We start from the raw sequence: 25,830 nt of genomic DNA, 5'->3' as shown, positions 1-25,830 counted from the left end.
CCCGCGTTGCGGTGGGTTAGCGGGTGACTTCCTCCAGCAGCTCCAGCACATGGCGGTACTGGGCACCCGTGGCCCGGGTCATGCCCAGTTCGCACGTCCGGTTGCACGAGGCGTGCGCGGCAGCACCCATGTCCGCCACTTCCGCGGCCTGTTTCGCGGTGGCCGACGCCGTCAGTTCGGGGTGCAGCATGCCCCGGTCGCCCGCGAACGCGCAGCAGCCCCAGTTTTCCGGGACCTCGACCCGCTCGGCAACGGCGCCGGCGACGGCGTCGAGGGCATCGTTGAGGCCCATCCGGGTGGAAGAGCAGGTGGGGTGGAGGGCCAGTGACTCCAGCTTCCCGTGCTCGGGCAGCCGGGGCAGGATCCTCTCCGCGGCGAAGTCCACGGCGTCCACCATGCGCAGGGCACGCTGCCCGGCCGCGGGTGCGTCCGATTCTACGGCCTGGCGCAGGCCCTCGGTGCAGGAGGACGCGTCGCAGACGATGGGCAGTTCGCCGTCCCGGGTTGCCTCCCGGAGGGCGGCGAGGGTCTTCTCCCGCATCGTTTCCTGGCCGGCAGCCATGCCCTTGGAGGACCACGGGGTGCCGCAGCACAGGCCGTCGATGCCGTCCGGGACCACGAGGATGAGCCCGGCCCGGGCGCAGAGCTGTTCGAAGCTGTACTGGACCCCGTGCCCCTCGGCGCCCTGGCCTGCTCCGGCGGGTCCGAACATGGTGCCGACGCAGGCCGGGAAGTAGACAGCGTCAACCGGGCCCGCCGGCGTCGGTCGCTTCCGGACGGAACCGCCGCCCGGCAGCTCGGCGGAATACAGCGGCACGGTGTCTGTTCCGAGCACCGACCGCGCGGCCTTGTTGGGCGGGGCGATGGCGGCGGCCGGGAGCTTATCGACGACCGTCAGCGCCAGCGACGCACCGCGGGTGACGCCCTCCCAGTGCCTGGCGGCGGCGTTCCACGCCCCGTTGGCGAGCGGACCGGCGTCGGCCTTCCGCAGGCGTTTCACGAGCGATCCGGTATTGATGTCCACCGGGCAGGCGGTCTGGCACATCCCGTCCACGGCGCAGGTGTCCACGGACTCGTACTCGTAGTCCTTTTCCAGTTCCTTGACCAGTGCCGTGTCCCCGGCCAGCCGGGCCGATTCGATGGCGCGCAGCGTGACGATCCGCTGCCGCGGGGTGAGCGTGATGTCCTTGCTGGGGCACACCGGCTCGCAGTAGCCGCAGGAGACGCAGCGGTCCACTTCCTCGGCGACGGGCGGCGCCGTTTTGATGTGCCGCAGGTGCGCGAGCGGATCCTCGTCCATCAGGACGCCCGGGTTGAGCATTGCGGCAGGGTCGAAGAGCCCCTTGATGCTGCGCATGACGTCGTAGAGCTCATCGCCGTACTGCCGGCGGACGTACGGGGCCATGACGCGCCCGGTCCCGTGCTCGGCCTTCAGGGATCCGCCCTCGGCCAAGACCAGGTCCACCATGTCTTCGGTGAAGGCGCTGTAGCGGTCCAGTTCGGCCGTGGTGGCGAATCCGTCGGTGAGCATGAAGTGGACGTTGCCGTCCTTGGCATGGCCGAAAATCACGCTGTTGCTGTAGTTGTACTTGTCGAAGAGCCGGATCAGTTCCCGGCAGGTGCGGCCCAGCACCGGGACCGGGACCACAATGTCTTCCAGCAGCGCGGTGGTGCCCTGGGGACGCGCCCCAGCCACCGAGGCGTAGAGGCCCTTGCGCAACTGCCAGAGCTGCCCCCGTTCCCGGGCGTCGCCGGTGAACCGGGCGGGGGCGGACAGCCCCAGGCCCGGGAGGATGCCCTCGCCGTGACCCTGGAGTTCCGCCAGGTGCCCGGCGCTGCCGGCGGAGTACTCCACAAGCAGGGCGGCATGGTCCCGGACCGCCAGGTCCTGCACGACGGCGGGCGTTCCCTTGAGGCTCTGGCCCACCTTGAGCGACAAGGCATCCATCAGCTCAACAGTGGCGGCTCCTGTCTCGACGAGTGCGGGCAGGGCCGCGTTCGCGGCCTCAAGGTCCGGGAACACCAGCAGGCCCGCGGCCGCGTGCTGGAGCCGCGGGATGGTGCGGAACACCGCCTCGGCCACGAACCCCAGGGTGCCTTCGCTGCCGACGATCAGGTGGGCCATGATGTCCACCGGGCCCTGGAAGTCCAGCAGGGAGTTCAGTCCGTAGCCCATGGTGTTCTTCATGGAAAACTGCTGCCGGATCCTGTGCACGGAGTCCGCGTTGTTCGCCACCCGCCCGGCCAGCCGGGCCAGTCCTTCGTAGAGGTCCGGCTCGAGGGCGCGGAGTTTCCGGTCGGCGTCCGCCGCCCCGGTGTCAATGACCGTGCCGGAGGGCAGCACCACGGTCAGCGACTCCAGGGTGCGGTAGGTGTTGTCCACGGTGCCGCAGTTCATGCCGGAGGAGTTGTTGGCAACGACGCCGCCGATCGTGCACGCCGCCTCACTGGCCGGATCGGGGCCGAACTTCCGGCCGTAGCGGGCAAGTCTGGCGTTAAGCGCCCGCACGGTGACGCCGGGCTGGACGCGGACCCGCGCGCCGTCGTCGAGCACCTCGATGTCCCTGAAGTTGCGGCGGACGTCCACGAGGACACCGTCGGTGACGGCCTGGCCGCTCAGGCTGGTCCCGCCGGAGCGGAAGGTCAGCGGCACGCCCTGGGCGGCGCTGGCGCGCAGCAGCCCGCCGACCTCGGCAGCGTTCCCGGCCGTGACGACGGCCTGCGGGATGAGCAGGAAATGCGAGGCATCGTGGGCGTTCGCGTGCAGGTCGATGGCCCGGGTCTTCACCTGGGCGGGATCCTGCACCGCCGAGCGGAGGGCTGCCAGATCCAGGGGCGCCATCAGGGCACCATCCAGCCCAGTACGGGGGTGGACTGCAGGAAGATCAGCACGGTGATGAGCGCCAGCAGGCCCAGGCTCCAGCCGATCAGCTTGCGGAACAGCGTGCCCTCCGCGCCGTCAAGGCCGACGGCGGCGGCGGCAACGGCCAGGTTCTGCAGGGACAGCATCTTGCCCATCACGCCGGCGGAGGAGTTGGAGGCGGCCATCAGTACCGGAGACAGTCCGGTCTGCTCCGCTGCGGTGGCCTGCATCTGGCCGAACAGGGAGTTGGAGGACGTGTCGGAGCCGGTGAGGGCGACGCCGATCCATCCGATCAGCGGCGAGAGGATCGCGAAGAAGCCGCCCGCGGAGGCCAGCGCGAAGCCCAGCGTGGTGGTCTGGCCGGAGAGGTTCATCACGAAGGACAGGCCCAGGACGGCGGTGACGGTGACGATCGTCCAGCGCAGCTGGACCAGGGTGTCCCGGTAGATGCGCAGGCCCTGCGACGCGGTGACCTTGTACAGCACCATGGTGAGCAGCCCGGAGAACAGCAGCAGGGTGCCGGTGGCCTTGAGGTGGTCGAGCTTGAACTTGGTGGCCGCAACCGGTTTGCCGGCCGAATCGGTGATGTCCAGGCCGGGCCAGGGGAACGTCACGCTGCCGACCTGGCCCAGCCAGGTCTTGAGGAACGGAAGCTGGGCCATCGAAAACACCGCAATGATGATCAGGTAGGGGGCGATCGCCATCCAGATCTGCCGGGGTTCGGGCCGGGAGTTGTCGGTGGGCACCGTGGTCCCCGCACCGGGCACAACGGCGGCGGATCCGGCGGCGGTCGGCGCCGCGCCTGCGGGCCCGGAGCCGGCTGCAGCCGCACCATCACGGGAGCCGGTCGCGACGGCGGCGGCGCCGACGGCGGCGACGGCGTGCGAAGTTTCCGGGGCGCCCTCGACGGCCCCTTCGACCCCCACGATTTCCTCCGGCTGCCAGAGCTTCAGCATCAGCAGCACGGCGGCCACTGTCACGACGGCCGCGACAACGTCGGTGAGTTCGACGGCGAAGTAGTTGGAGGTGACAAACTGGGCCACACCGAAGGCGACGCCGGCCACGAGGGCCACGGGCCAGGTCTGCTTGACGCCGCGCCGGCCGTCGACAATGAACACCAGCAGCAGCGGAACGATCAGGGCGATGAACGGCGTCTGGCGTCCGGCCATGGAGGACAGATCCTGCAGCGGCAGGCCCGTGACACCGTTCAGGGCGATAATGGGCGCGGCCATCGCGCCGAACGCCACGGGGGCGGTGTTGGCCAGCAGCGAGACCACCGCGGACTTCAGCGGTTTCATGCCGGCAGCCATCAGCATGGCAGCGGAGATCGCCACCGGGGCACCGAATCCGGCCAGCGACTCCAGCAGGGCACCGAAGCAGAAGGCGATCAGGATGGACAGGATTCTCAGGTCGTTCGAGATGGACCGGATGGTGCGCCCCAGTACTTCGAACCACGGGGTGGCCACGGTGAGCCGGTAGATCCACAGCGCGTTGACCAGAATCCACAGGATCGGGAACAGGCCGTAGAACATACCGGCTGCGGTGGCGCTCAACGCCTGGTTCACCGGCATCCGCCAGCCGACGATGGCCAGCACGAGCGACAGGGCCAGGCCGGCCATGGCAGCCACGGGGGCCTTGACCTTGAAGACGCCCAGAAGGACGAAGAGCAGGACGAGGGGAAGCGCCGCGCAGAGGGCTGAAATCACCAGGGACCCGGCAATGGGGTCGAGGATCTGCTGAAACATGTGTCTCCAGATTGTGTTAGGCGTCACATCACCGTGGCGCCCTTTGATTGTCTTACAAGTACACATGATCGTCAAGAGAGACTTGTTGTCTTGTCTGGCAAGATGAGGAGTGACTCAAGAGAATCTTGGCGGGAAGGGAGCCCCGGTGGCCGGTCGAATTACGGCAGTTTCGATCGTGGACGCGGTCGCCTCCGATCTGCGGAGCCGGATCTTTGCCGGTGAGCTTGGATCCGGGGATGCCCTGACGGAGTCAGAGGTCGCGTCCTCCTACGACGTGGCGCGGCCGACGGCGAAGGCTGCGATCGAGAAGCTCGTGGCCGAAGGGCTGCTGGACCGGGGGACCCACAAAACGGCCCGGGTGGTCGAACTCGGCCCGGACTCGGTGCGGGACATTTACCTGGCCCGCGCGTACCTGGAAAGCGAAGTGCTCCGCCGGCTCGCACGCACACGGGACGTGCCCGCAGGGGCGGTGCAGGCCAACCGCGACATTGCGGCAGTGCAGACCGGCGCTCCGCTCGACGTCGTCGAACCGGACATGCGGTTCCACACCAGCCTGATAGACGCCGTCGGCAATGAGCGCATCAGCAGGATGTACCGCTCGCTCGTGGGCGAGGTGCGGCTTTGCATGGTCCGGGTCCAGTCCCTGCGCCTGCTGGACACCGCGCTGATCCAGGCCGAACACCGGAAAATCCTCGAGCTGATCGAGGCCGGCCAGGGCGAGGCCGCAGCCGAAGTCCTCGACGAACACCTGGGGCGTGCCCGGGAACGGCTGGTCGCCGCCATGGGAGGAACCGCCGGCCCGGAGGCCGGGCAGCCGTCCGGGCTGCTGCCCGGGTAACCGGCACCCACGCACAGCAACGCGGGGTCACTTTCCGCCCATAAATCCCCCGGGAATGGGCGCGAAGTGACCCCGCGTTGCTGTTGGTCAGCGGACGCGCTCGACGCGCTTTTCGTCCCAGACGGGCTCAGACGATTCGTAGACTTTGCCGTCGGAGCCGAAGATCAGGAAACGGTCGAAGGTCCGGGCGAACCAGCGGTCGTGCGTGACGGCCAGGACGGTTCCCTCGAAGTGGTCGATGGCGCGTTCCAGCGCCTCGGCCGAGTGCAGGTCCAGGTTGTCCGTGGGCTCGTCGAGCAGCAGCAGGGTGGCGCCGGAGAGCTGCAGCAGCAGGATCTGGAACCGGGCCTGCTGCCCGCCGGAGAGCGATTCGTACTTCTGCTCCGACTGCGACGCCAGGCCGTACCCGTCGAGCGCGCCGGCCGCTGCCTCGCGGCCCATTCCCGAGCGGTGTTCGTCGCCGCGGTGCAGGATTTCCAGCAGCGTCTTGCCCAGAAGATCGGGCCGGATATGGGTCTGGGCAAAGAAACCGGGCCGGATGCGGGCGCCGAGTTTGACGGTGCCGTCGTGCGGGACTTCGGCGATGTCGACGTCGGAGACCGGAAGGTGCTCCCGTTCCGGGTCGGTGCCCCCGGTGGCGAGCAGGCGAAGGAAGTGGCTCTTGCCGGAGCCGTTGGAGCCAAGCACGCCAACGCGGTCGCCGAACCAGACCTCGGTGGAAAAGGGCTTCATCAGCCCGGTGAGCTCCAGCTTTTCGGCCACGACGGCACGCTTGGCGGTCCGGCCGCCCTTAAGCCGCATCTGAACATTCTGCTCGATCGGCAGCGCCTCGGGCGGGCCGGCTTCGAGGAACTTCGCCAGGCGGGTCTGCGCGGCCTGGTACCGGTTGGCCATGTCGGACCGGAACGCGGCCTTGTTCTTGTACATGTTGACGAGTTCCTTGAGCTTTACATGCTCCTCGTCCCAGCGCTTCCGGAGCTCCTCAAAGCGGGCGTTCCGGTCCGCGCGGGCGTCCACGTAGGAGCCGAAGCCGCCGCCGTGGATCCAGGCTCCGGCGCCGTTGATGCCAGGCTCGAGGGTCACGATGCGGCCCGCGGCATTGTTCAGCAGTTCCCGGTCATGGCTGATGAAGAACACGGTCTTCTTCGACTCGTTGAGTTTAGCCTCAAGCCAGCGCTTGCCCGGGACGTCGAGGTAGTTGTCCGGCTCGTCCAGAAGCAACAGCTCGTCGGGGCCGGCGAAAAGCGCCTCGAGCACCAGCCGCTTCTGCTCTCCGCCGGAGAGGCTCGACGCCGGGCGGTGCTGCGCGCGGTCAAAGGGCAGGCCGAGCGCGGCCATGCAGACTTCGTCCCAGACGGTCTCGACGTCGTACCCGCCGGCGTCGCCCCAGTCGGCGATGGCCTGGGCGTAGGCCATCTGGGTGGGCTCGTCGTCGTGCTCCACCATGGCCAGCTCCGCTGCGTCCACAGTCCGGGCGGCGGCGGCCAGGGCGGGCGGGGCGGCGGAGACGAGAAGGTCGCGGACGGTGGATTCGTCCCGGACCTGGCCGACAAACTGGCGCATGATGCCCATGTTGCCGGAACGGCCGATCACGCCTTCGTCGGCGATGAGGTCGCCGGAGATGATCCGGAACAGCGTCGTCTTGCCGGTTCCGTTGGGTCCGATCAGCGCCGTCTTGGTCCCGTCCGGGACCTTGAAGGTCACGCCGTTGAGCAGTTGGGTACCGTCGGAGAGGAAGTAATCGATGTTGGAAACGTCAATATGAGCCACGCTTCCATCCTCCCACGGCCGCACTGCGCGGCGGTGGGGGGTCCTGCCGCATCCGCAGGTACTGGAAAGGTCCATCACGTCGGCCAACGATGTCGTTCAGGAAGTGGAATCCCTGTCCGTTTCGCCAGCCCTCGGGCCGACTCATTCAGGGAACCGGCGTGTTGCCGGCAGCACCTTGATGTCCTGGGTCATCTGCCGGCCGGGCGGCGTTCACCGCAGGCCGCGGCCGTCATGTTTCGGTCCCGGTCACAGGCTCCGTAACCGGTGCAGGAGGAGGGCGACGTGCAACGAGGTTCGCGATTCGGCGTCATTAAGGTCGACGTCGAGGAGCTCCTCAAGCCGGCCCAGGCGCGCGTACAGCGTCGGCCGGCTAAGGTATCCGTTGCGGGCGAGGGCGGCCTTGTTGCCACCGGACTCAAGGTACCGTCCGAGCAGGTCGAGGTACCCCTCCGTACCCCGGGCTTCGGCATGCAGGACAGGCGCCAGCTCCGACTCGACGAACTGCTGCACGCGCGGGTCGTTGCGCAGCAGGGCCAGGAGACCGCGAAGTCGGACATCTGCGGCGCGGTAGAACGGTTTCCCGCCGTCCCGCAGGGTTGCCGCCGTCTCGGCGACGTGCGCGGCCTCATCGATTCCCGCGGCGGCCTCCAGCAGGGACCCGCTCGGGCGCCCGACGCCTATGCTCCAGCTCAGCCCCCCGCCCCCGGCTCCAGCACCGCCGGACGGTCTCGTCTGCTCGACAACGGCCCGAGCGAGCTGCTGCAGCACCGCATCCTCGAGCTGCCGGGCTGGGAGGCCCAGAATCATGCCCACCGAACCGGAGCGGATGCTGGCCATCAAGGCGGTGCTGGAACTCGCCTTAAGCGTCCGGGACAGCAGCTCCAGCAGTTCCCGCTCCTCCTGCTGGCCGGCGAGCGGATCGCCCGGCGGAGGCGCTGCGCCGTGCACGGCCGGCTGATGTGCCGCAGTGGTCCGGAACACCACCGGGACGTAGAACGGTGAGCGTTTCAGGCCCAGCGACGCGGCACGCGCCAGGGCTTCGGCGTCGCTCAGCCCGCGGGGCTGGCGCAGGGCGTTGAGCAGACCCGCCTGTGCCTGCTGGCTCAGTTCGAGCCGGTCCCGTTCCGCCAGGCGGTTGATGGCCAGGGTCTGGGCCGCCCGCTCGAGCACCATTGCGGCCGTCTCGTCGTCGTTGAGGGGCACGGGAACAACCAGACGGCCCCACAGCTGCTGCCGCACGCCCACCGGCGCCTGAAGCCAATCCTCAGGCCCGGTCCGTTCCGTCGACGCCGGCGACGGTGTGGTCCGGGACCGCCGTTCCCAGTCATCAAGCAGTTCCGCCGTGGCCAGCTGCCGGGAAGAGTATGCGAGGACCAGATGGGAAAGGTCCTCCAAGACAACCGGGGCACCGATCATCATCGCTGCCTGCTCCACGACCTGCTGCGTCCCCGCGCTTTCCAGGCTCAACAGGGTGAAGACTTCGTGGACGTCCCGCGCCCGTTCCACGCGCTCCAGCTGCTCGGCAACGATGATCCGATGCACGACCTCCGTAATCTGCACGAAGCGCACCCGCCGTTCCACCACTATCACAGGCAGTGCCGTCCCGAGCGCGGCAGTGCGCAGAGAATCCATGCTGCGCCTTCGGTTTCCGATGATTTCCACAATCAAGCCCGAGGCTCCAGCCTCCCCGAGTGACCGGATAAACGAGGCCGTGCGTCCGGGCGCCTTTTCCAGCTCAAGACCCGTGGTGAGCACAAGTTCTCCGCCCGACAGCAGCCCGGAAATATCGAGGACTTCGCTGACATGGACCCATCGGACAGGGTTGTCCAGGGCCGCTTCGCCGCCGAGGACCTGTGGACCAGCCTCTTGCAGCACGGGAAGGCCAAGAATGGAGCGAACGGTGGGCAACATTTACAAAGTGTAAAGCACGCCCTGACTTCCTTTACACACCGGACCTTATGGTCCGCATCCCTGCCGGAGACACTGGACGCAAGACACCCGCCGTTCCGCACTCGGGGAGGTCCGCTCTTTCGGAAGCGAGGTGAAGGTCGGTTTGGTGGGCATCAACCCGGGCTTCCCGCAGAACGCCTGACCGGCACGTCACTAGAAAGGCAACCACCATGACCTCAACTGTCGACAGCGGCATACGGGCGGCCCACGGCACCGCGGACGCTGCCCGCCGCGCCTACGAATTGGACCGCAAGCATGTCTTCCATTCCTGGTCAGCCCAGGACCTCCTGGACCCCATGGTCATTACCGCGGCCCAAGGCTCCCATGTGTGGGACGGTGACGGCAACAAGTATCTGGACTTCTCCTCACAGCTGGTCAACACCAATATTGGCCACCAGCACCCCGCGGTCGTGTCCGCGATCGCAGCCCAGGCCGCAAAACTGTGCACCATCGCCCCGAGTTACGTCAATGACGCCCGCTCCGAGGCGGCACGCCTGATCGCGGAGCGGACCCCCGGCGAGCTGGACAAGGTCTTCTTCACCAACGGCGGCGCGGATGCCAATGAGCACGCCGTCCGCATGGCCCGGCTCCACACCGGCCGCCACAAGGTCCTTTCGGCCTACCGCTCGTACCATGGCGGCACCCAGCTCGCCGTGAACCTCACAGGGGATCCGCGCCGCTGGGCCAGTGACAACGCCAGCACCGGCACGATCCACTTCTTCCCGCCCTACCTGTACCGCACCGCGTTCCATTCCACGACGCAGGAAGAGGAAAGCCAGCGCGCCCTGGAACACCTGGAGCAACTGGTCGGTGTTGAGGGCCCGTCCACCATCGCGGCGCTGATACTCGAATCGATTCCGGGGACGGCCGGCATCTACCTGCCCCCGCCCGGCTACCTCCAGGGCGTACGGGACCTGTGCAACCGATATGGCATCGTCCTCATCGCCGACGAGGTCATGTCAGGCTTTGGCCGGACGGGCAAGTGGTTCGCCATCGAGCACTTCGATGTTGTACCGGACCTTCTCACCTTCGCCAAAGGCGTGAATTCCGGCTATGTCCCCCTCGGTGGCGTGGCCATCAGTCCCGAAATCGCGGCCACGTTCGGCAAGCGCGTCTACCCCGGCGGCCTGACGTACTCCGGCCACCCGCTGGCGACTGCGGCCGCCGTGGCCACCATCAACGCCATGGAGGATGAGCAGACCGTGCAACATGCCGCCTTCCTCGGTGAGACGGTGATCGGACCGGCTCTCGCCGGCTTCGCGGACAAACACGTATCAGTCGGCGAGGTGCGCGGAACGGGGGTCTTCTGGGCCATCGAGCTGGTCAAGAACCGCGAGACCCGCGAGCCGATGGCCGCCTATGGTGGATCCAGCCCGGAAATGAACCAGCTCGTGGCTGCCTGCAAGTCCCGCGGACTCCTGCCCTTCGCCAACTTCAACCGCATCCACGTGGTTCCCCCCTGCAACACCCTGGTGGAGGATGCCCGGGCCGGACTCTCCATCTTGGACGAAGTGCTGGACATCGCGGACGGTTTCGCCGCCTAAGCCGCCCCCACTAAAGCACGGGCAGGACAGACGCTCCCTCGCATTGGGGGGATGGAGCGTCCGTCCTTCCCGCCGGCGGCAGCACTCAGCCCGCGGCGGTGAGGAACTCCTTCAGCAGCGGACCGGAGACGGTGGCGCCGAGCCCGCCTTCCTCGACGAACACGGCGACCGCGAGGTCCCCGTGCACGGCCACGATCCAGGCGTGGGTTTTGGGCGGGTTCTCGCTGCCGAACTCGGCGGTTCCCGTCTTCGCCGCCACCGGGGCGCCCGGGACGGAGGCGAGGAAGCCGGTGTGTCCGGAGGTGACCACGGCACGCATCATGTCCGCCAGGGCGGAGGCCTCGGCTGCGGTGACCGGGGTGCCAGAGGCTGGCGCCGGGGCCGGTGCGGGTGCGGAAGCTGACGCCGAGGCGCCGGCTGAGGGGATGGCTGCGGCGCTCTCGTCGGCTCCGGGGTTCAGTACAAGCTGCGGGGACACGGGCGCACCCTTGGCGACCGACCCCGCCATGATGGCGGCGGCCAGCGGGGACATGAGCACTTTGCCCTGGCCGATCATCGAGGCGGCATGTTCGGTCCCCATGGCCTCTCCCGGAACCGAGCCCAGGAACGCGCCGGCGCCCAGCGCGGGGGCTTCCACGGCGACGCCGAGCGAGGTGGCAGCAGCTTCCAGCTGGGCCTGGCTGACCTTGTCGCGGGCGTTGATGAACGCGGTGTTGCAGGAGTGCGCGAAGGCATCGCGCAACGTCACGGATCCCAGCGAGGAGGCCGGGTAGCCTTCGGCGTTCTTGAAGGTCCGGCCGTCGACGGTCAGCGTTGCGGGGCACTCCACCGTGGACTCCGGGGTCATGCCGTTGCGGATCATGGCCAGAGAGTCCACGATCTTGAAGATGGAACCGGGGGCGTACTGCCCCAGCAACGCGGTGTCGTAGCCGTTACTGCCAGGTCCGGAAGCGGCGGCCAGGACGGCGCCGCTGGAGGGCCGGAGCGCCACAATGGCCGACGCCGGGCCCACCTTCCCCAGGATGTCCTCGGCCAGCTGCTGGAGGTTGGGATCCAGGGTTGTTTTCAGCGGTGTTCCCACCTTCATCTCGGCCTGGTAGAGGGCGCGGCGGCCGCCGTCGGGCAGGCCTTGCCGTTGGTCCGCGGTGAGGCCTGCCTTTTCGGCGAAGACCTGGGTGCCGCTGGTGCCGCGCAGCTGGGCGTCGTACTGCTGCTGCAGCCCGCCCGTGCCCGTGGTGTCCCCGGCCTGGAGAGTTCCGCCCGACTGTTCGACCTGCTCGGCACTGGCCTCACCCACGGTGCCGAGCAGAGCACGGGCAAACCCGCGGGTGGGGGCGAGCGGAACAGAGTCAGCGATGGCACGGGCGCCGGGAATCCCGCCGATCTGATCGTCGGTGATGGTCCGGCCATCCTCGCGCAGGGTAATGGCGGGAACGAAGGCCTCCGGACCGGCCGCCTGGAGCTGCTGGACGTAGGCCGCAGGGTCCACTCCCACCAGCCGGGCGAGTTTGGTGGCGGACGCCGCCGGATCGGCGGCAGCCAGGAGGGGTTTGTCGATTCCGACCTTCACGACCGGCCGGCCGGTGACGAGCTTGGCGTCACCGGCGCCCAGGATCTCCGCCCGCGCCGGGGACTGGGACAAGATTCCGAGAATCTCACCCTCGGCCAGCCCGGGGACCAGGGTGGCCGGGTTCCAGACCGCCAGCCACTTGTCGCCGGATTTCTTCAGCCCGGCGGACGTTGTGTACTTCCACTCACCGGATCCGATCTTCCAGCTGTACGTCAGCGGGACCGTGGCGGTGTCCCTGTCGAGCGTCAGCTCGCCGCTTTCCACCGCGGGCCTGACCGGGTCCAGCGCCTTGAACACTTCGTTGAGCTGCTCATTGGCCGCGCCGGAGTCCTTGCCCACAAAGGCGACGGAGCCGACGTCGAGCGCCGAGACAGCGGACGCCAGCTGCTTCGCCGCGCCCTGCGCGCCGGCACTGCCGTCGTCGCAGGACACCAGCGAGGCGCCCAGAACGAGACCAACAAGGACAGCTGAAAGTTTTGATATTTTCCCCACCGCGCCATTATGCCCCGTGCCTCCGACAAAGCCCCTGTCACATGACGCTTCCCGACGATTTGGGAATTCCCGCTTCGGCCCCGACGTTCCCGCCCGGTTACTTCGGACCGCAGTCCGCCCGCAGACCCGCCCTTCCGCGGAATTCCGGCAGTCCGCGGCAGCCTGCCGCGCCGCCGGCGCCGGGTAACTGGGAAGGAGCGCATCCCCGAAGGAGGGTAACCGGGAAGGAGCGCGACGGCGGCGTCCGGGCTCAGAAGCGCCGAATGATCCTGCGCTGCGCGGCAACGGAGATCGCGGCCGTGCGGTTGTCCACCCCGAGCTTGCCGTAGATATGCACCAGGTGGGTCTTGACCGTTGCCTCGGAAATGAACAGCTGCTTGGCGATGGCCCGGTTGCCCAGGCCCGTGGCCAGCAGCTCCAGCAGCTGGATTTCGCGCGTGGACAAAGCGGGTTCGGGATTCCGGATCCGCCCCATCAGCCGGGCGGCCACCTCAGGGGCCAGCGCGGTCTGGCCGGCCGCGGCGGAGAGCACCGCCTGTCGGATCTGCTCCGGCGGGGCGTCCTTGAGCATGTAGCCGCTCGCTCCGGCTTCCACCGCGGCGAGGATATCGGCGTCGGAGTCATAGGTGGTGAGGATGAGCACGGGCGGGGCCGGCTGGCCGGCCTCGCCCGCCTTGATCCTGCCGGTCGCTGCGACGCCGTCCATGCCGGCGCCCATCTGCAGATCCATGAGGACGACGTCGGCTGGCTCGCCGAGGGTATGGAGCCGGGAGAGCTCGGCGAGGGCTGCGCCGCCGTCGGCGGCCTCGGCGACGACGGTGAGGCCCTCGAAATCGCTCAGCATGGCCCGCAGCCCGGCCCGGACCACCGGGTGGTCGTCGACCAGCAGGACGCGGATGTCTTTCACGCCGGGTTCCCTGCCGGGGAGTCCCCGAGCGGGAGCCGGATGGCCACCACCGTGCCTTCCCCGGGGGCGGATTCGATGTCCAGGCTGCCGGAAAGCGCTGCGACCCGTTCCTGGAGCGATTTCAGCCCGTAGCCCGAGCCATCGGGGCGCCCGTCGGAGCCCCTGACCGCCGAGGGGTCGAAGCCTGCGCCGTCGTCGTAGATGTCCATCGCCACTTCGCTGCCCAGGAAGGACAGGGTCACGACGGCGGTGCCCGCCTGGGCGTGAACCCACACGTTCGCGAGGCTTGCCTGCGCGGCCCGCAGCAAGGTGGTGCGGTACGGGTTGGGCAGGTCCACCGGGGTTCCCTCAAGGTCGAAGCGGCAGTGCAGCCGGGTGCCGCGGGCGGCCGCCTCGGTTTCGGTCTTTTCGCAGAGCCGGCGCAGGCTGCTGACCAGCGGATCCTCCGGCGGGCTCACCGCCGGATTCTCCGCTGAGGTAGCCGTCGAGGTCTCCGCAAGTGCGGGGGGCTGCAGGCCGCGGACAAAGTTGCGGGCCTCGGCCAGATTGGCCGAGGCCGTCTCCTGGACTGTCCGGAGCCGGTCCCGGGCTGTGTCGGTGTCCCCGTCATCGAGGGACTTTTCCGCTGAGCGGCCCATCAGCACGATGCTGGAGAAGCCCTGGGCCAGGGTGTCGTGGATTTCGCGGGCCAGCCTGGTGCGCTCGGCCAGTGTGCCGGCGTCGTGCTGGCTGCGGGCAAGTTCGGCGCGGGTGCGGCGCAGTTCGTCCGCGGCGAGCCGCTGTTTTTCGGCTTCCAGATACAGCGCCCGGTACGCCAGCCCGGTGACCACGGCAAAGGCCGCCCCGAACGCCGGTCCCAGCACCATCGGCAGCTGCAGGGCGCCGCCGTCCGCTCCGGTGTTGTGGAACCACAGTGCCACGATGACCAGCACGGTGCTCAGCGCGATCGCCGGCAGCGCCAGGCGCAGCGGCAGCACGTGCAACTGCAGGAAGAAAATCGGGAACGCCAGCCAGACGAAGTCGGCGCTGGCCCAGATCAACAGCAGCCAGAGCAGGCAGACGGCCCCCAGCCACACATGCGAATAGGGCCGGGGATCGAACCGCGACGGATTCGTGGAGTGGCGCTTCTCCAGGACGGTGCCCAGCAGGTAGACGGCCGCGAGAATCAGCGCGAGGCCCAGGGTGAGCCAGCCTGCGCCCTGCAGCCCCGTGCCGAGCATCCGGACCAGGGCGACCAGGAGCAGGACCGCGAAGCCGCTGTGCAGGCACACGCGCAGGACGCGCAGTATCACCGCGGCATCCGGAGTGCCGGCGGTGGCGGTCCCTGCCGGGCCGCTGCGGTCCTTGTCATCCATGCTTTCAGCGTAGTGCCGGGCCGGGCCGATTCCGTTCGAATTGCCTGCCGCCTGGCCACTATCAACCTTTCGGTTGACGCGCGGGTCAACCACTCCGGCCCGCGGTCCCCACCGGGCGGGCGATGCGGGCGACGCGCCGCAGCGGGAGGCTTGGAACAAGGCCACAAACCCCTCGAAAAGGACTGCCATGTATCTCGCTCTCCGCGACCTCCGCTTCGCCAAAGGACGCTTTCTTCTGATGGGCGGAGTCGTCGCGCTCATCACCCTGCTGCTCGTGCTGCTTTCCGGACTCACCGCCGGTCTGGGCAACCAGTCAACGTCGGCCCTCGCCGCACTGCCCGCGGACCAGATCGTCTTCGGGGCCCCCGCCGGAGACAGCGCCAAGTCGTCCTTTACCGAGTCCGAGGTCACCCGCGGGCAACGGTCAGAGTGGGCCTCCCGGGACGGCGTGGCGCACGCCGAGCTGCTGGGCATCAGCCAGAGCCGGTTCCAGGCGATTGGCCCCGCAGGCACCCCTTCCGGAACGGCCAGCGTGGCTGTCTTCGGCACCGAGGGCACCAACCTGGCGCCTTCCCCTGTCGCCGAGGGAACGGTCGTGATCGGCAGCAGCCTCGCCGAGGAACTCGAACTGCGGGCCGGCAGCCCCGCCACGGTGGGCGGAACCGAACTGACCGTCGCCGCCGTCGTCCCGGACCAGTGGTATTCCCACACCGGGGTTGTCTGGACCACCCTCGGCGACTGGCGGAAGCTGGCCCACATCACCGGCACTGAGGCCGCCGCGACGGTCATCGCGGTCACCTCCAACAACACACAGACGCTCGACGCCGATGCCGCCGACACAGCGGCCGGGACCGTCAGCACCACCCGCGACGGGTCCTTCCAGGCCCTGGGATCCTACAAGAGCGAAAACGGCTCCCTGCTGCTCATGCAGGCGTTCCTGTACGGGATCTCGGCCCTGGTCATCGTGGCATTCCTGACGGTGTGGACGGTGCAGCGCACCCGCGATATCGCGGTTCTCAAGGCCCTCGGGGGATCGTCCGGCTACGTCCTCAAGGACGCCATGGTCCAGGCGGCGATCATTCTCCTCGCCGGGGCCGCGGCCGGGGCGGCCGCCGGCGTGGCCGGCGGGGTCCTCGCGGCCGGGGCTGCCCCGTTCCTGCTGACCCCGCAGACCATCCTGCTGCCGGTCGCGGGCATCGTGGTCCTCGGACTGGCCGGCGCTGCCCTCGCGGTCCGGAGCATCACCCGGGTCGATCCGCTTCTGGCCCTTGGCGGCAATTAGCCCCGCGCTGCACCCGGATCCAAATATTCCTTGAAAGGCATACACCGTGAACACTGCCCTGAACCTCGTCAACGTCACCCTGGAGTACCCCGACGGCGACGGGACCCTCAAAGCGCTCGACGACGTCACCCTGAAGCTCGCAGCGGGGGAATTCCTGTCCCTCGTGGGACCCTCCGGGTCGGGAAAGTCCTCCCTGCTGGCCGTCGCCGCCACCCTCGTCAGGCCCACCACGGGTTTGGTCGTGATCGGCGGGATCGACGTCGGTGGACTGTCCGAGGCGGACCGCACGTCCCTGCGCCGGGACCGGATCGGCATTATCTTCCAGCAGCCGAATCTGCTGCCGTCCCTGACAGCTCTGGAGCAATTGGTGATCAGAGATCACCTGCGCGGCAAACCGGCAAGGGAGGCCGCGCTCCGCGCCGCCGCACTCCTGGACCTCGTTGGACTGGCCCCGGCAGCCGGGAAACGGCCCCACCAGCTCTCCGGAGGCCAGCGGCAGCGGGTCAATATTGCCCGGGCGCTGATGGGGGATCCCGCCGTGCTGCTGGTGGATGAACCAACTGCCGCCCTGGACCATGACCGCAGCGAGGCGATTGTGCGCCTGCTGCGCCGGGTCACGGACGAGTTCGGGGTGGCGACGGTGATGGTTACGCACGACACCGGCTTCGTACCGCTGACGGATACGGTCGCCGGCATGCGCGACGGCAGGCTCTCCGCGCAGCAGCCGGCCAGTCCCGCCCTCGCCTGAAGCCCCGGCCTGAGTCGTTGCTGGCGCCTAAAGCCGGAGTGACGGCACCGGGAGCCCGAATATGTCCTTCAGGGCATATTTCGCGGCGTGGAATCCCGGCATCCCCGTTACCCCCGGACCCGGAGGCGTCGAGGAGGAACAGAGGTACACGCCGGGCAAGGGCGTGCGCCAGGGGACGGGACTAAGCACGGGCCGCTGAAGGATCCCGCGCAGGTCCATCAGACCGGCACTGAAGTCCCCGCCGACGTAGTTCTCGTTGTACAGGCCCAGACCGGCAGCCGTCGTGACCTGGTGGCCGACAATAAGGTCCCGGAACCCGGGTGCGAAACGCTCCAGCTGGGCGATGACGGCCTCTGCCATATCCACGGTGGAACCCGCCGGGACGTGGCAATAGCTCCACAGGATGTGTCGTCCCGCAGGCGCTCGTCCGGCGTCGAAAGGCGAGGGCTGGGCGACAAGGACGTAAGGGCGCTCGGGATGCCGGCCGGCGGCGACGAGGTTCTCCGCCTCCGCCATCTCCGCGCGGGTGCCGCCCACATGGATGGTGCCGGCGTCGGCCAGCCCGGGCGCCGCCCACGGAACCGGTCCGGAGAGGATGAAGTCAACCTTGCAGGCCCCGTCGCCGAACCGGAAGGATTCAAGGGCGCGGCTGTACCGCTCCGGAAGTTTGCCGTCTGCCAGCCGAAGGAATCCCGGCGGCGCCACATCGAGCAACGTGGCCTGCACCGGGGGCAGCTCCGCCAGGGATCCGATCCGTGCGCCGGTTTCCACCGCTCCGCCATGTGCCTCGATGTCGGCGATCATCGCCCCGGCAATAGCCGCGGAGCCGCCGACCGGGACGGGCCAGCCGCCGGTGTGGGCCAGCGTGCCGAGCATAAGTCCGGCTCCGGCGGCCGCCAGCGCGGGCAGCCGGGACACCGCGTGCGCGGCGACCCCGGTCAGCAGCGCCGGCGCCAGCTCCTCCCGGAACCTCAGCCCCCACAGCGCTGAGCCCTGTTCCAGGACCCGGGCACCGAACAGGACGGCCGCCAACGGGTCGTGAGGGATCCGCAGGAGCTGGTTCAGCGTCAGGTCCGTAATGCCCTGGGCGCGCTGCACGAGCGGGGCCATCAGCCGCCCGAAAGCGCGGCCGTCGCGGCCCAGGCCGGCAACCGTGCGCTCGAGTGAGTGGTACGCCAGCGCCGCCCGGCCGCCGTCGAGCGGTGTGCCGTAGGAGACCTCGGGAACCTCGAGCCGGATCCGCCGGGACAGCTCGAACTGCCGGAAAAACGGCGAAGCCAGGGCCATCGGGTGCACCGCAGAGCAGACATCGTGAAAGTGGCCGGGTTCCATGAGTTCCGTAGTGCGCAGCCCGCCGCCCGGGGTAGGCGCCGCCTCGTAAACGTGCACCTTCAGTCCGGCGCGGGCGAGGGTCACCGCGGCGGCGAGCCCGTTCGGTCCTGATCCGACGACGGCGACATCAGGCATCCGTGGGCACCTTCCGCCAGGGCAGCACGGACGCCGCCGGGCGCAGCAGGTCCATCCGCAGCCGGTCCTGTAGGCCTTCGAACGGCCCGCCCTGCGGATCATCCATCCCGTAGCGGCGGACCACGTCATGGCTGGGGTCCCAGATTTCCCAGGCCACCCGCACCATCAGGTAGCCGGTGGCGATCATATGGAAGAACACTGCGAGGACATAGTAGGGCATATCAATATTGTGCTGGGAGACGCCCCCGCTCGTCGACTGTCCGAGGTACACCCAGACGGCCGCCCAATGCAGCGCCTCAAGGGTCTGCCAGATCAGGAAGTCGCGCCAGCGCGGTCGGGCCAGGGCGAGCAGCGGGATGAGCCAGATGACGAACTGGGGTGAGTAGACCTTGTTGGTCAGGATAAACGCGGCAACGATCAGGAAGGCGAGCTGCGCGAGCCGGGGCCGCCGGGGCGCGGCCAGGGCCAGCACCCCGATCAGCACACAGGCCAGCACAAAGAGGTTCAAGGCGAGGGTGTTGATCGCCTCGGGCTGCAGGGGGAGCCAGCCCAGCCGGCCGGCGACGAGGTTGTAGGCAAACCAGGACGAACTGTAGCCGGCGGGCCGGTCCTCGGTGAACTGGTAAAAGTACTTCCAGCCTTCCGGGTTGACGACGGCGACCGGGACGTTGACGGCCAGCCACGCGGCGGCGGCGGCGGCGGTGGTGACCAGGATCGCCCGGATCCTCCCGGTCCGCAGGGCCAGGAGCAGGACCGCGCCAAGGATCAGCAACGGGTAGAGCTTGGTTGCGGTGCCCAGCCCAATGAAGATCCCGGCCAGTATGAGGTTGTTCCGGGAGAAGAAATACATGCCGAGGGCCAGGAGCCCAACAGCCCACATGTCCCAGTTGATGGTGCCGGCCAGGATCAGACCAGGGGCAACCGCCACCATGGCCGCGTCCCACGGCCGGCGGCGGGCCATCCGTGCCGTGGCGAGGACCGTGACGATCCAGACGGCCAGGATCAGGGCGGCGTTGATGTCGAAGTAGGCCAGGATGCGGCTGGCCGAGACGCCCTCGCCGGGTACCAGCAGGGCCGTGACGCCGGCGATTAAGCCCATGAGGACGGGGTACTCGAAGAACGTATCCTGCGTAATGAAGGGGAAGGCGCCGTCGGCGAGGCCGCGGTTCTTGAACAGTTCCGGGAAGTCCGAATAGCAGGTTGCATAGAACTGGCCCGGGGTTTCCCAGCCGTTGCTGCGGCAATAGGACTTGAGCAGGATGCCGATCACGGCTGCCAGCACGGTAAGCAGGACCAGGACGCGTTGCACGGTGAAAAATCCTGGGGAGACGATACCGGGGGCAGAGCGGCGGCCAAGGGGTCCACCGATCAGTTCCGTGAAGTTCCTCAGCAGGGGGTCGCTGCGGGTCGGAATGACCAGTCGGACACGTCTGCGGTGCTCCGGCGGCTTTGTCTCCTGCATGTCCCCGAGCTTACCGGGGCAGCTGTGGGTGACCGTGCCGCGCCGGGCGGGTGGCTGAACGGGTCCTTAAACGAGGGAGCCCACGCGTCGCCGCGTGGGCTCCCTGCGGATCAGTTCCGATGTCAGGCATGAGTTCCTCCTTCGATGCCTGGACCTGCCTCAGCGGATGGGGCCAGTCTGATGCATAACGACGTAGACGTCTTCACGCTTCTGGTCGAGGAGTTGTCCGTTGAACGATGTTGTGTGCCTGGGGGCCGGTTTGAGGGCCCGGCGCAGGATTCTCCGGATTTTTTGCTTCATGGTGGTCACCTCCCGCCGCCGGCTCATGCTGCGTGGCCGGGCTGTGGTGCTGGCAATTGTCACGATGGACCTTTCGCGGGTACGGCCGGAATGGGGGGAATTGGGCATGCCAATTAAGGCCTCTGTGAATTGGGGATGAAAAGACCGTAATTGGGCACGGAAATACCCGACGCTAATTAAACGGTTTCGCAAAAGCGAGAGGGCCTGGACACGGAATGCCGCAACCCCAGCAGGAAACTGGGTTCCGGACTTTGGGGATGCTGCGCAACCGCATGGTTCCGCTGGGTCAGTCCGCTGTCACGGAACTCCCGGGAAGGGGAGGGCCGGTATCACCTTGGTTGCGGGTCCCAGGTCAAAGACCTGGTCGCAGCCGGGGGTCAGGAGGCAGTCGGGCCGAAATTTGGGCGCGGTTCAGCGTCAGAGGCCGGGGTGGCGGTGGCGAAATACATCCATCCGCTAGTCAAAGTAATCATTTTTCCCAACCTCCTTTTCTGTTATGCCGCGGCTCCGGCTGACTGCCGGGCGACGCGCGCCTCGACCCCGGCAGGACGCTCTGGGGTCAGAAATAAAAATACACCAGGAATGCGGCACTTGACTACCGCATTCATAAACTTTTCTAACGTTATTTATAAACCGTATTTATAGGCCCCAGCGGACCACTGCCGGGGTCTTCTTATCCCAGCCAAGCGTGCAGACTTTCGCGGTTCCCAGGATGAAGTGCCGGCCCTCGTGGGGATCGAGCCCCAGCCACCGGGCGGTGAGGATCCGGGAGAAGTGTCCATGGGCCACGATCAGCACGTTGTCCAGGCCGGATTCCAGCACCCTCGCCACAATTTTGTCCGCCCGCGCAGCGACGTCATCGAGGGCTTCGCCGTTCGGCACCCCGTGGGTCCAGATCAGGTATTCCGGGTTGTCCTTGCGGATGAGGTCCGAACTGATGCCCTCGTAGTCGCCGTAGTGCCATTCGACCGCGAGCGGCTCCAGCTGGGCGTCGGGGAAGCCGGCGAGTTCCGCGGTCCGGCGTGCCCGCCGCAACGGGGACGTCAGCACCAGGTCGAAGTCGACGGCGTCGAGTATCTTGCGTGCCTCCACGGACTGCTGCTCACCCTCCACGGTGAGCGGGAGGTCGGTGAGGCCGGTGTACTGGCCGCTCTTTGACCACTCTGTTTCGCCGTGCCGCAGCATCCACAGCTGCGGGCGGGGGCCGTTGGAAGGTGCATTCACTTAGGACTCCTCGGTTGAGAGTGCATCGGCGGACTCGGGCTGCGCAGCCCACCATTCGTGCAGTTTGGCCTCGGCGACGGCGGGTTCCAGCGGGCCGTGCTCCATCCGTTCCTCCAGCAGGAATTTGTAGGCGCGGCCGACGACGGGGCCGGGTTTGAGTCCCAGGAGTTCCATGATCCGCCCGCCGTCGAGGTCGGGGCGGACGGCCTCCAGCGATTCCAGCTCCCGCAGGGCCGCGATCCGGGCCTCGAGATCGTCGTAGGCGAAGGCGAGCCGCTCGGCCTTGCGCTGGTTGCGGGTGGTCACGTCCGAGCGGGTCAGCCGGTGCAGCCGTTCCAGCAGCGGACCGGCGTCGGTGACATAGCGGCGGACGGCCGAATCGCTCCAGCCGGCATCGCCGTAGCCGTAGAAGCGCATGTGCAGTTCCACCAGCTTGGCCACGGCCTTGATCGTGTCGTTGTCGAAGCGCAGCGCCTTCATCCGTTTTGTCGTCAGTTTGGACCCGACCATGTCGTGGTGCCTGAAGCTCACAGCGCCGCCCGGCTCGAAGCGGCGCGTGGCCGGCTTCCCGACGTCGTGCATCAAAGCTGCGAACCGCAGCACAAAGTCCGGCCCGGGCACGGCGCCGTCGGCACCCGTTTCAAGCGCGGCGGCCTGCTCCAGGACCTGCAGCGAGTGCTGGTAGACGTCCTTGTGCCGGTGGTGTTCATCCGATTCGAGCCGCAGCGCGGAGACCTCAGGCAGCACGAAGTCGGCCAGGCCCGTGTCCACGAGCAGGTCCACCCCGGCCCGGGGGTGTGCCGCGCAGATGAGCTTGACCAGCTCCTCGCGGACCCGTTCCGCGGAGATCATGGTGATCCGTTCCGCCATCCGGGACATCGCGGAACGGACGTCCTCGTGCACCGTGATCCCCAGCTGGGCGGCGAAGCGGGCGGCGCGCATCATGCGCAGCGGATCGTCGGAGAAGGAGGATTCCGGGGCCCCCGGGGTGGCGAGGATGGACGCGTGGAGGTCGCGGACGCCGCCGAAGGGATCCACCAGCTCCAGCGCGGGCAGACGCAGAGCCATGGCGTTGATCGTGAAGTCGCGGCGCAGCAGGTCATCCGTCAGCGACGTTCCGAACGCCACCACAGGTTTGCGGGAGTTGGGATCGTACGCCTCGGCGCGGTACGTGGTGATTTCGATCTGGAAGCCGGCCTTGCGCATCCCGATGGTGCCAAAGGCACGCCCGATTTCCCAGTAATTGTCAGCCCACTTCCTGATCAGGGCAACCGTCTGGTCCGGGGTGGCGTCGGTGGTGAAGTCCAGATCGGGGGACACCCGGCCCAGGAACAGATCGCGCACGGGTCCGCCCACCAGGGAGAGTTCGTGGCCGGCGTCGACAAACCGCTGCCCAAGCTCCAGAACCACAGGGTCTACCTGAAAATCAACAGTGTGCGGGTCAGTATTGTGATGTGCGTGCGCCATAGTTTCTTAAGCTTGTCAGAAATCCCGGCCAGCACCACACCCAATGCTCCCCAAGTCCGGCTGCTGGCAGCGAAGCTAAGGGAAGGAATGGGTGATCCACTTTCCCTGCCGTCCACTTTCCTGCCATGTTCAGGTCATCAAGTGCGGACAAGAGTCGTTAGAGTGGACTTCATGGCCCATCCCGTACCGAGCGCTCCCGGCAGGAGGACAAACGCACCGTTGCCATCGGCAATCGGTGCCAATGTCGCGCCGGTACAGCACTCCGGACAGGCCTCCCTCCCCACTGTGGAGGAAATCTCCGCCGGCGGCGTTGTAGTGGACACCTCCGACGCCGAACTCCGGGTTGCGGTCATCGCCCGCCTCAATCGCGGCGGACGTCTGGAGTGGTGCCTGCCCAAGGGTCATCCGGAAGGCACGGAAAGCAACGAGGAAGCCGCCGCGCGGGAGATCGCGGAGGAAACCGGCATCGAGGGCAAGATCCTCGCGCCGCTGGGAAGCATCGACTACTGGTTCACGGTCAGCGGGCACCGTGTCCACAAGACGGTCCACCATTTCCTGTTGCAGGCCACGGGCGGGGAACTGACGATCGAGAATGATCCGGACAAGGAAGCCGTGGACGTCGCCTGGGTTCCCATCCATGAGCTGGCCCGGAAGCTCTCCTTCCCGAACGAGCGCCGCATTGCCGACCTCGCCAAAGAAGTTCTGCCCGAACACCGCTAGGGCCACACGATCCCCTTGTCACCGACGTGGATAGCATCCAAAGCCGTGCCCGGGTGAGACGATGATGACGATGTCATCAGCCAAACCCACCCCCGCGCACTCCGGCCCCGCCGATTCCACAGCCGTCCAATCCGGAGAAGTCCGTTCCAGCGCCATCATGGCCGCCGGAACGCTGGTCTCGCGTTTCCTGGGCTTCGCCAAGACCTGGATGCTGGCGGCCGCCCTCGGCCTGGGCTCCACGGTCAACGACACGTTCATCAATGCGAACAACCTGCCGAACCTGATCTTTTTGCTGGTGGCGGGCGGTGTCTTCAATGCCGTGCTGGTGCCCCAGATCATCAAGGCCAGCAAGGCCCCGGACAAGGGAGCGGACTACATCAGCCGGCTGCTGACGCTGGCTGTGCTGGTACTGCTGACCCTCACGCTGGCAGTGACGCTGCTGGCGCCGTGGGTCATCGAGCTGACGACACAGGGATACTCGCCGGAGCAGAAGGCCCTCGCGGTGTCCTTCGCGTTGTTGTGCCTTCCTCAGATCTTCTTCTATGGCCTGTACGCCCTGCTGACCCAGGTGCTCAATGCCCACGGCGCGTTCGGGCCCGCGATGTGGGCGCCGATCCTGAACAATATTGTCGCGATCGCCGGCCTGGGCATGTTCATCTGGACGTTCGGCGCCAACGCGGACAACCCCCACACCCTGGACACCTGGGGCTCCACCCAGACGTTCCTGGTCGCCGGTTTCTCCACCCTCGGAGTCATCGCCCAGACCGCTATCCTGCTGATCCCGGTGCTTCGTCTCCGGCTCAGGCTGCGGCCGCGTTTCGGATGGCGCGGAGTCGGACTGGGCCAGGCCGCCAGGCTGAGCGTCTGGACCCTGGCGACGGCCGCCGTCGGGCAGCTGGCCTTCCTTTATGTCATGCGCATCGCCACGATCCCGGGCGCGGAACGGCTCAGGCTGGAACAGGCAGGGGACCCGGCCGCCGACACGCTGCCGGGCAACGCCGTGCTGGAAGTAGCGAGCCAGCTGTACCTGCTCCCGCACTCAATCATTGCGCTGTCGCTGGCCACGGTGCTGTTCAACCGGATGACCCGGGCCTCGCAGGACGGGGACCACGCCGCGCTCCGCAACGCGCTCTCCCACGGACTCCGCACCATGGCCGTGGCCACGGTGTTCGGGGCCCTGGCCCTGTTCGCGCTGGCCGGACCGCTGGGCATGTTCTTCTCCGGCGGGGTGCCCCAGGACGGCGTCATGCTGGCCCAGACGCTGACCATCCTGGCCCTCAGCACACCGTTCATGAGCGCCAATTTCATGATGTCCCGCGTGTTCTACGCCAACGAGGACGCCCGGACACCGTTCTTCATCCAGCTGGTGCTGGCCCTCGTAAATGTGGTTGCCGCCTTCACAATCCAATTCCTGCCGTTCGATCAGATCATCTTCGCCATCGCCGCCCTCTACACCGGCGGCAATATCCTGGCCGTGATCGTGAGCGCCATCTTCCTGCGCCGGCTCCTGGGACATCTGGACGGGCCGCGGATCGCCAACTCCTACATCCGGATGGGCTACGCCGCGCTGGGTTCCGCGCTGACCGGTGCCGTGGCCTTGTGGCTGTTGGGAAGTTACAGCCGGGACGGCTTCGCCTGGAGCACCCCGGCCGCCGCACTGGTGACGATCGCCGTCGCCGGGCCCGTTATGCTGGCGGCCTACCTGCTGCTGCTGAAGCTCCTCAGGGTGACCGAGCTGAGCGACCTGCTGCAACCGCTGCTGGGGCGCCTGCGCCGCCGCCCGCCTGCGGAGCCCTCTGCCGGGGCGCTTCCTGGCGGCGCCGCTGCAACACCTCCGAGGCCGGACCGTGCCACTGTCTCGGTGGACACCGGACTCATTCCCCGGATTTCCGGGGAATTCGATGCCGTCTCCTTCCGCGCCGGTCCCGACCTGGACGAACGGGAGGGACGCACCGGCCCGGAAGGCGGCTACCTGCCCGCCGAGGACTCGCCCAGTACCGCAGAGGACGGCCTGGGCGCCGACGTCCCCCGGCCCGGGGGAAGGACCCCCCAGGGCCCCGCTGGGCACAACACCAATTTCCCGTTCGGCGGCAAGAAGAAAAAATAGTAACCGGCCGGGTCCGCGG

At 67.9% G+C, this 25,830-nt stretch carries 17 protein-coding genes; 6 read left to right on the top strand and 11 right to left on the bottom strand.

From position 1 onward, the window contains the following. Positions 1 to 16: 16 nt before the first annotated feature. Both ACZYX4_RS02225 and ACZYX4_RS02220 read right to left on the bottom strand, forming a co-directional pair. Positions 17 to 2,842: an FAD-binding and (Fe-S)-binding domain-containing protein gene (locus ACZYX4_RS02225; RefSeq protein WP_463873361.1), complete on the bottom strand. Its 2,826-nt coding sequence runs from the start codon at positions 2,840 to 2,842 to the stop codon at positions 17 to 19. Beyond that, positions 2,842 to 4,608: an L-lactate permease gene (locus ACZYX4_RS02220; protein WP_463873359.1), complete on the bottom strand. Its 1,767-nt coding sequence runs from the start codon at positions 4,606 to 4,608 to the stop codon at positions 2,842 to 2,844. Before ACZYX4_RS02220 ends, ACZYX4_RS02225 begins: the two co-directional genes overlap by 1 nt. A 145-nt stretch (positions 4,609 to 4,753) precedes the next feature. Here ACZYX4_RS02220 and ACZYX4_RS02215 point away from each other — a divergent pair, with 145 nt between their 5' ends. Continuing rightward, positions 4,754 to 5,446 (top strand): GntR family transcriptional regulator, encoded by a 693-nt coding sequence (locus tag ACZYX4_RS02215; protein ID WP_463873358.1) that lies wholly within the window; start codon positions 4,754 to 4,756, stop codon positions 5,444 to 5,446. Between the two features lie 87 nt (positions 5,447 to 5,533). Here the strand turns inward: ACZYX4_RS02215 and ACZYX4_RS02210 are convergent, their stop codons facing one another. Next, entirely contained in the window at positions 5,534 to 7,216 is a 1,683-nt protein-coding gene (locus ACZYX4_RS02210) for an ABC-F family ATP-binding cassette domain-containing protein (protein WP_463873357.1), read from the bottom strand. A 246-nt stretch (positions 7,217 to 7,462) separates the two neighbouring features. Further along, the gene (locus ACZYX4_RS02205) at positions 7,463 to 9,127 is read right to left on the bottom strand and encodes a PucR family transcriptional regulator (protein WP_463873356.1); all 1,665 of its coding nucleotides are present in this window, start codon (positions 9,125 to 9,127) and stop codon (positions 7,463 to 7,465) included. A 209-nt stretch (positions 9,128 to 9,336) separates the two neighbouring features. On the opposite strand from ACZYX4_RS02205, the gene ACZYX4_RS02200 reads away from it, so the two are divergent. Continuing rightward, positions 9,337 to 10,710, top strand: coding sequence for an aminotransferase class III-fold pyridoxal phosphate-dependent enzyme (locus ACZYX4_RS02200; protein WP_463873355.1), 1,374 nt, complete (start codon positions 9,337 to 9,339; stop codon positions 10,708 to 10,710). 85 nt (positions 10,711 to 10,795) lie between these two features. Here the strand turns inward: ACZYX4_RS02200 and ACZYX4_RS02195 are convergent, their stop codons facing one another. From ACZYX4_RS02195 to ACZYX4_RS02185, 3 genes are all read right to left on the bottom strand, one after another. Then, a complete protein-coding gene (locus ACZYX4_RS02195) occupies positions 10,796 to 12,772 on the bottom strand; it encodes a penicillin-binding transpeptidase domain-containing protein (RefSeq protein WP_463873353.1) in 1,977 nt (658 codons plus the stop codon). 250 nt (positions 12,773 to 13,022) lie between these two features. Further along, positions 13,023 to 13,679 (bottom strand): response regulator, encoded by a 657-nt coding sequence (locus tag ACZYX4_RS02190; protein WP_463873351.1) that lies wholly within the window; start codon positions 13,677 to 13,679, stop codon positions 13,023 to 13,025. After that, positions 13,676 to 15,034: a sensor histidine kinase gene (locus tag ACZYX4_RS02185; protein WP_463873350.1), complete on the bottom strand. Its 1,359-nt coding sequence runs from the start codon at positions 15,032 to 15,034 to the stop codon at positions 13,676 to 13,678. Before ACZYX4_RS02185 ends, ACZYX4_RS02190 begins: the two co-directional genes overlap by 4 nt. A gap of 187 nt (positions 15,035 to 15,221) precedes the next feature. Here ACZYX4_RS02185 and ACZYX4_RS02180 point away from each other — a divergent pair, with 187 nt between their 5' ends. Together ACZYX4_RS02180 and ACZYX4_RS02175 are read left to right on the top strand one after the other, a co-directional pair. Further along, positions 15,222 to 16,316 carry an ABC transporter permease gene (locus tag ACZYX4_RS02180; RefSeq protein ID WP_463873348.1) on the top strand — a complete coding sequence of 365 codons (1,095 nt, stop codon included), beginning with the start codon at positions 15,222 to 15,224 and terminating at the stop codon, positions 16,314 to 16,316. A gap of 46 nt (positions 16,317 to 16,362) precedes the next feature. Further along, positions 16,363 to 17,064 carry an ABC transporter ATP-binding protein gene (locus ACZYX4_RS02175; RefSeq protein WP_463873347.1) on the top strand — a complete coding sequence of 234 codons (702 nt, stop codon included), beginning with the start codon at positions 16,363 to 16,365 and terminating at the stop codon, positions 17,062 to 17,064. Between the two features lie 27 nt (positions 17,065 to 17,091). Here ACZYX4_RS02175 and ACZYX4_RS02170 read toward each other — a convergent pair whose 3' ends face one another. The 4 genes from ACZYX4_RS02170 to ACZYX4_RS02155 form a co-directional block, all read right to left on the bottom strand. Further along, on the bottom strand, positions 17,092 to 18,531 hold the full coding sequence (locus ACZYX4_RS02170) for a phytoene desaturase family protein (protein ID WP_463873346.1): 1,440 nt from the start codon (positions 18,529 to 18,531) through the stop codon (positions 17,092 to 17,094). Continuing rightward, entirely contained in the window at positions 18,524 to 19,993 is a 1,470-nt protein-coding gene (locus ACZYX4_RS02165) for a glycosyltransferase family 87 protein (RefSeq protein ID WP_463873345.1), read from the bottom strand. Before ACZYX4_RS02165 ends, ACZYX4_RS02170 begins: the two co-directional genes overlap by 8 nt. Positions 19,994 to 20,932: 939 nt before the next feature. Further along, positions 20,933 to 21,478 carry a histidine phosphatase family protein gene (locus ACZYX4_RS02160; protein ID WP_463873573.1) on the bottom strand — a complete coding sequence of 182 codons (546 nt, stop codon included), beginning with the start codon at positions 21,476 to 21,478 and terminating at the stop codon, positions 20,933 to 20,935. Positions 21,479 to 21,517: 39 nt separating this feature from the next. Further along, positions 21,518 to 22,984 (bottom strand): CCA tRNA nucleotidyltransferase, encoded by a 1,467-nt coding sequence (locus ACZYX4_RS02155; protein WP_463873344.1) that lies wholly within the window; start codon positions 22,982 to 22,984, stop codon positions 21,518 to 21,520. 219 nt (positions 22,985 to 23,203) lie between these two features. Here ACZYX4_RS02155 and ACZYX4_RS02150 point away from each other — a divergent pair, with 219 nt between their 5' ends. Together ACZYX4_RS02150 and murJ are read left to right on the top strand one after the other, a co-directional pair. After that, positions 23,204 to 23,704: an NUDIX hydrolase gene (locus ACZYX4_RS02150; RefSeq protein WP_463873342.1), complete on the top strand. Its 501-nt coding sequence runs from the start codon at positions 23,204 to 23,206 to the stop codon at positions 23,702 to 23,704. 70 nt (positions 23,705 to 23,774) lie between these two features. Beyond that, on the top strand, positions 23,775 to 25,811 hold the full coding sequence (murJ, locus tag ACZYX4_RS02145; RefSeq protein WP_463873340.1) for a murein biosynthesis integral membrane protein MurJ: 2,037 nt from the start codon (positions 23,775 to 23,777) through the stop codon (positions 25,809 to 25,811). Positions 25,812 to 25,830 lie beyond the last annotated feature (19 nt).

Source organism: Pseudarthrobacter leeuwenhoeki (assembly GCF_055412885.1).
Note: the sequence above shows the minus strand (reverse complement) of the source record. Positions and strands in the feature narration are given on the sequence as shown.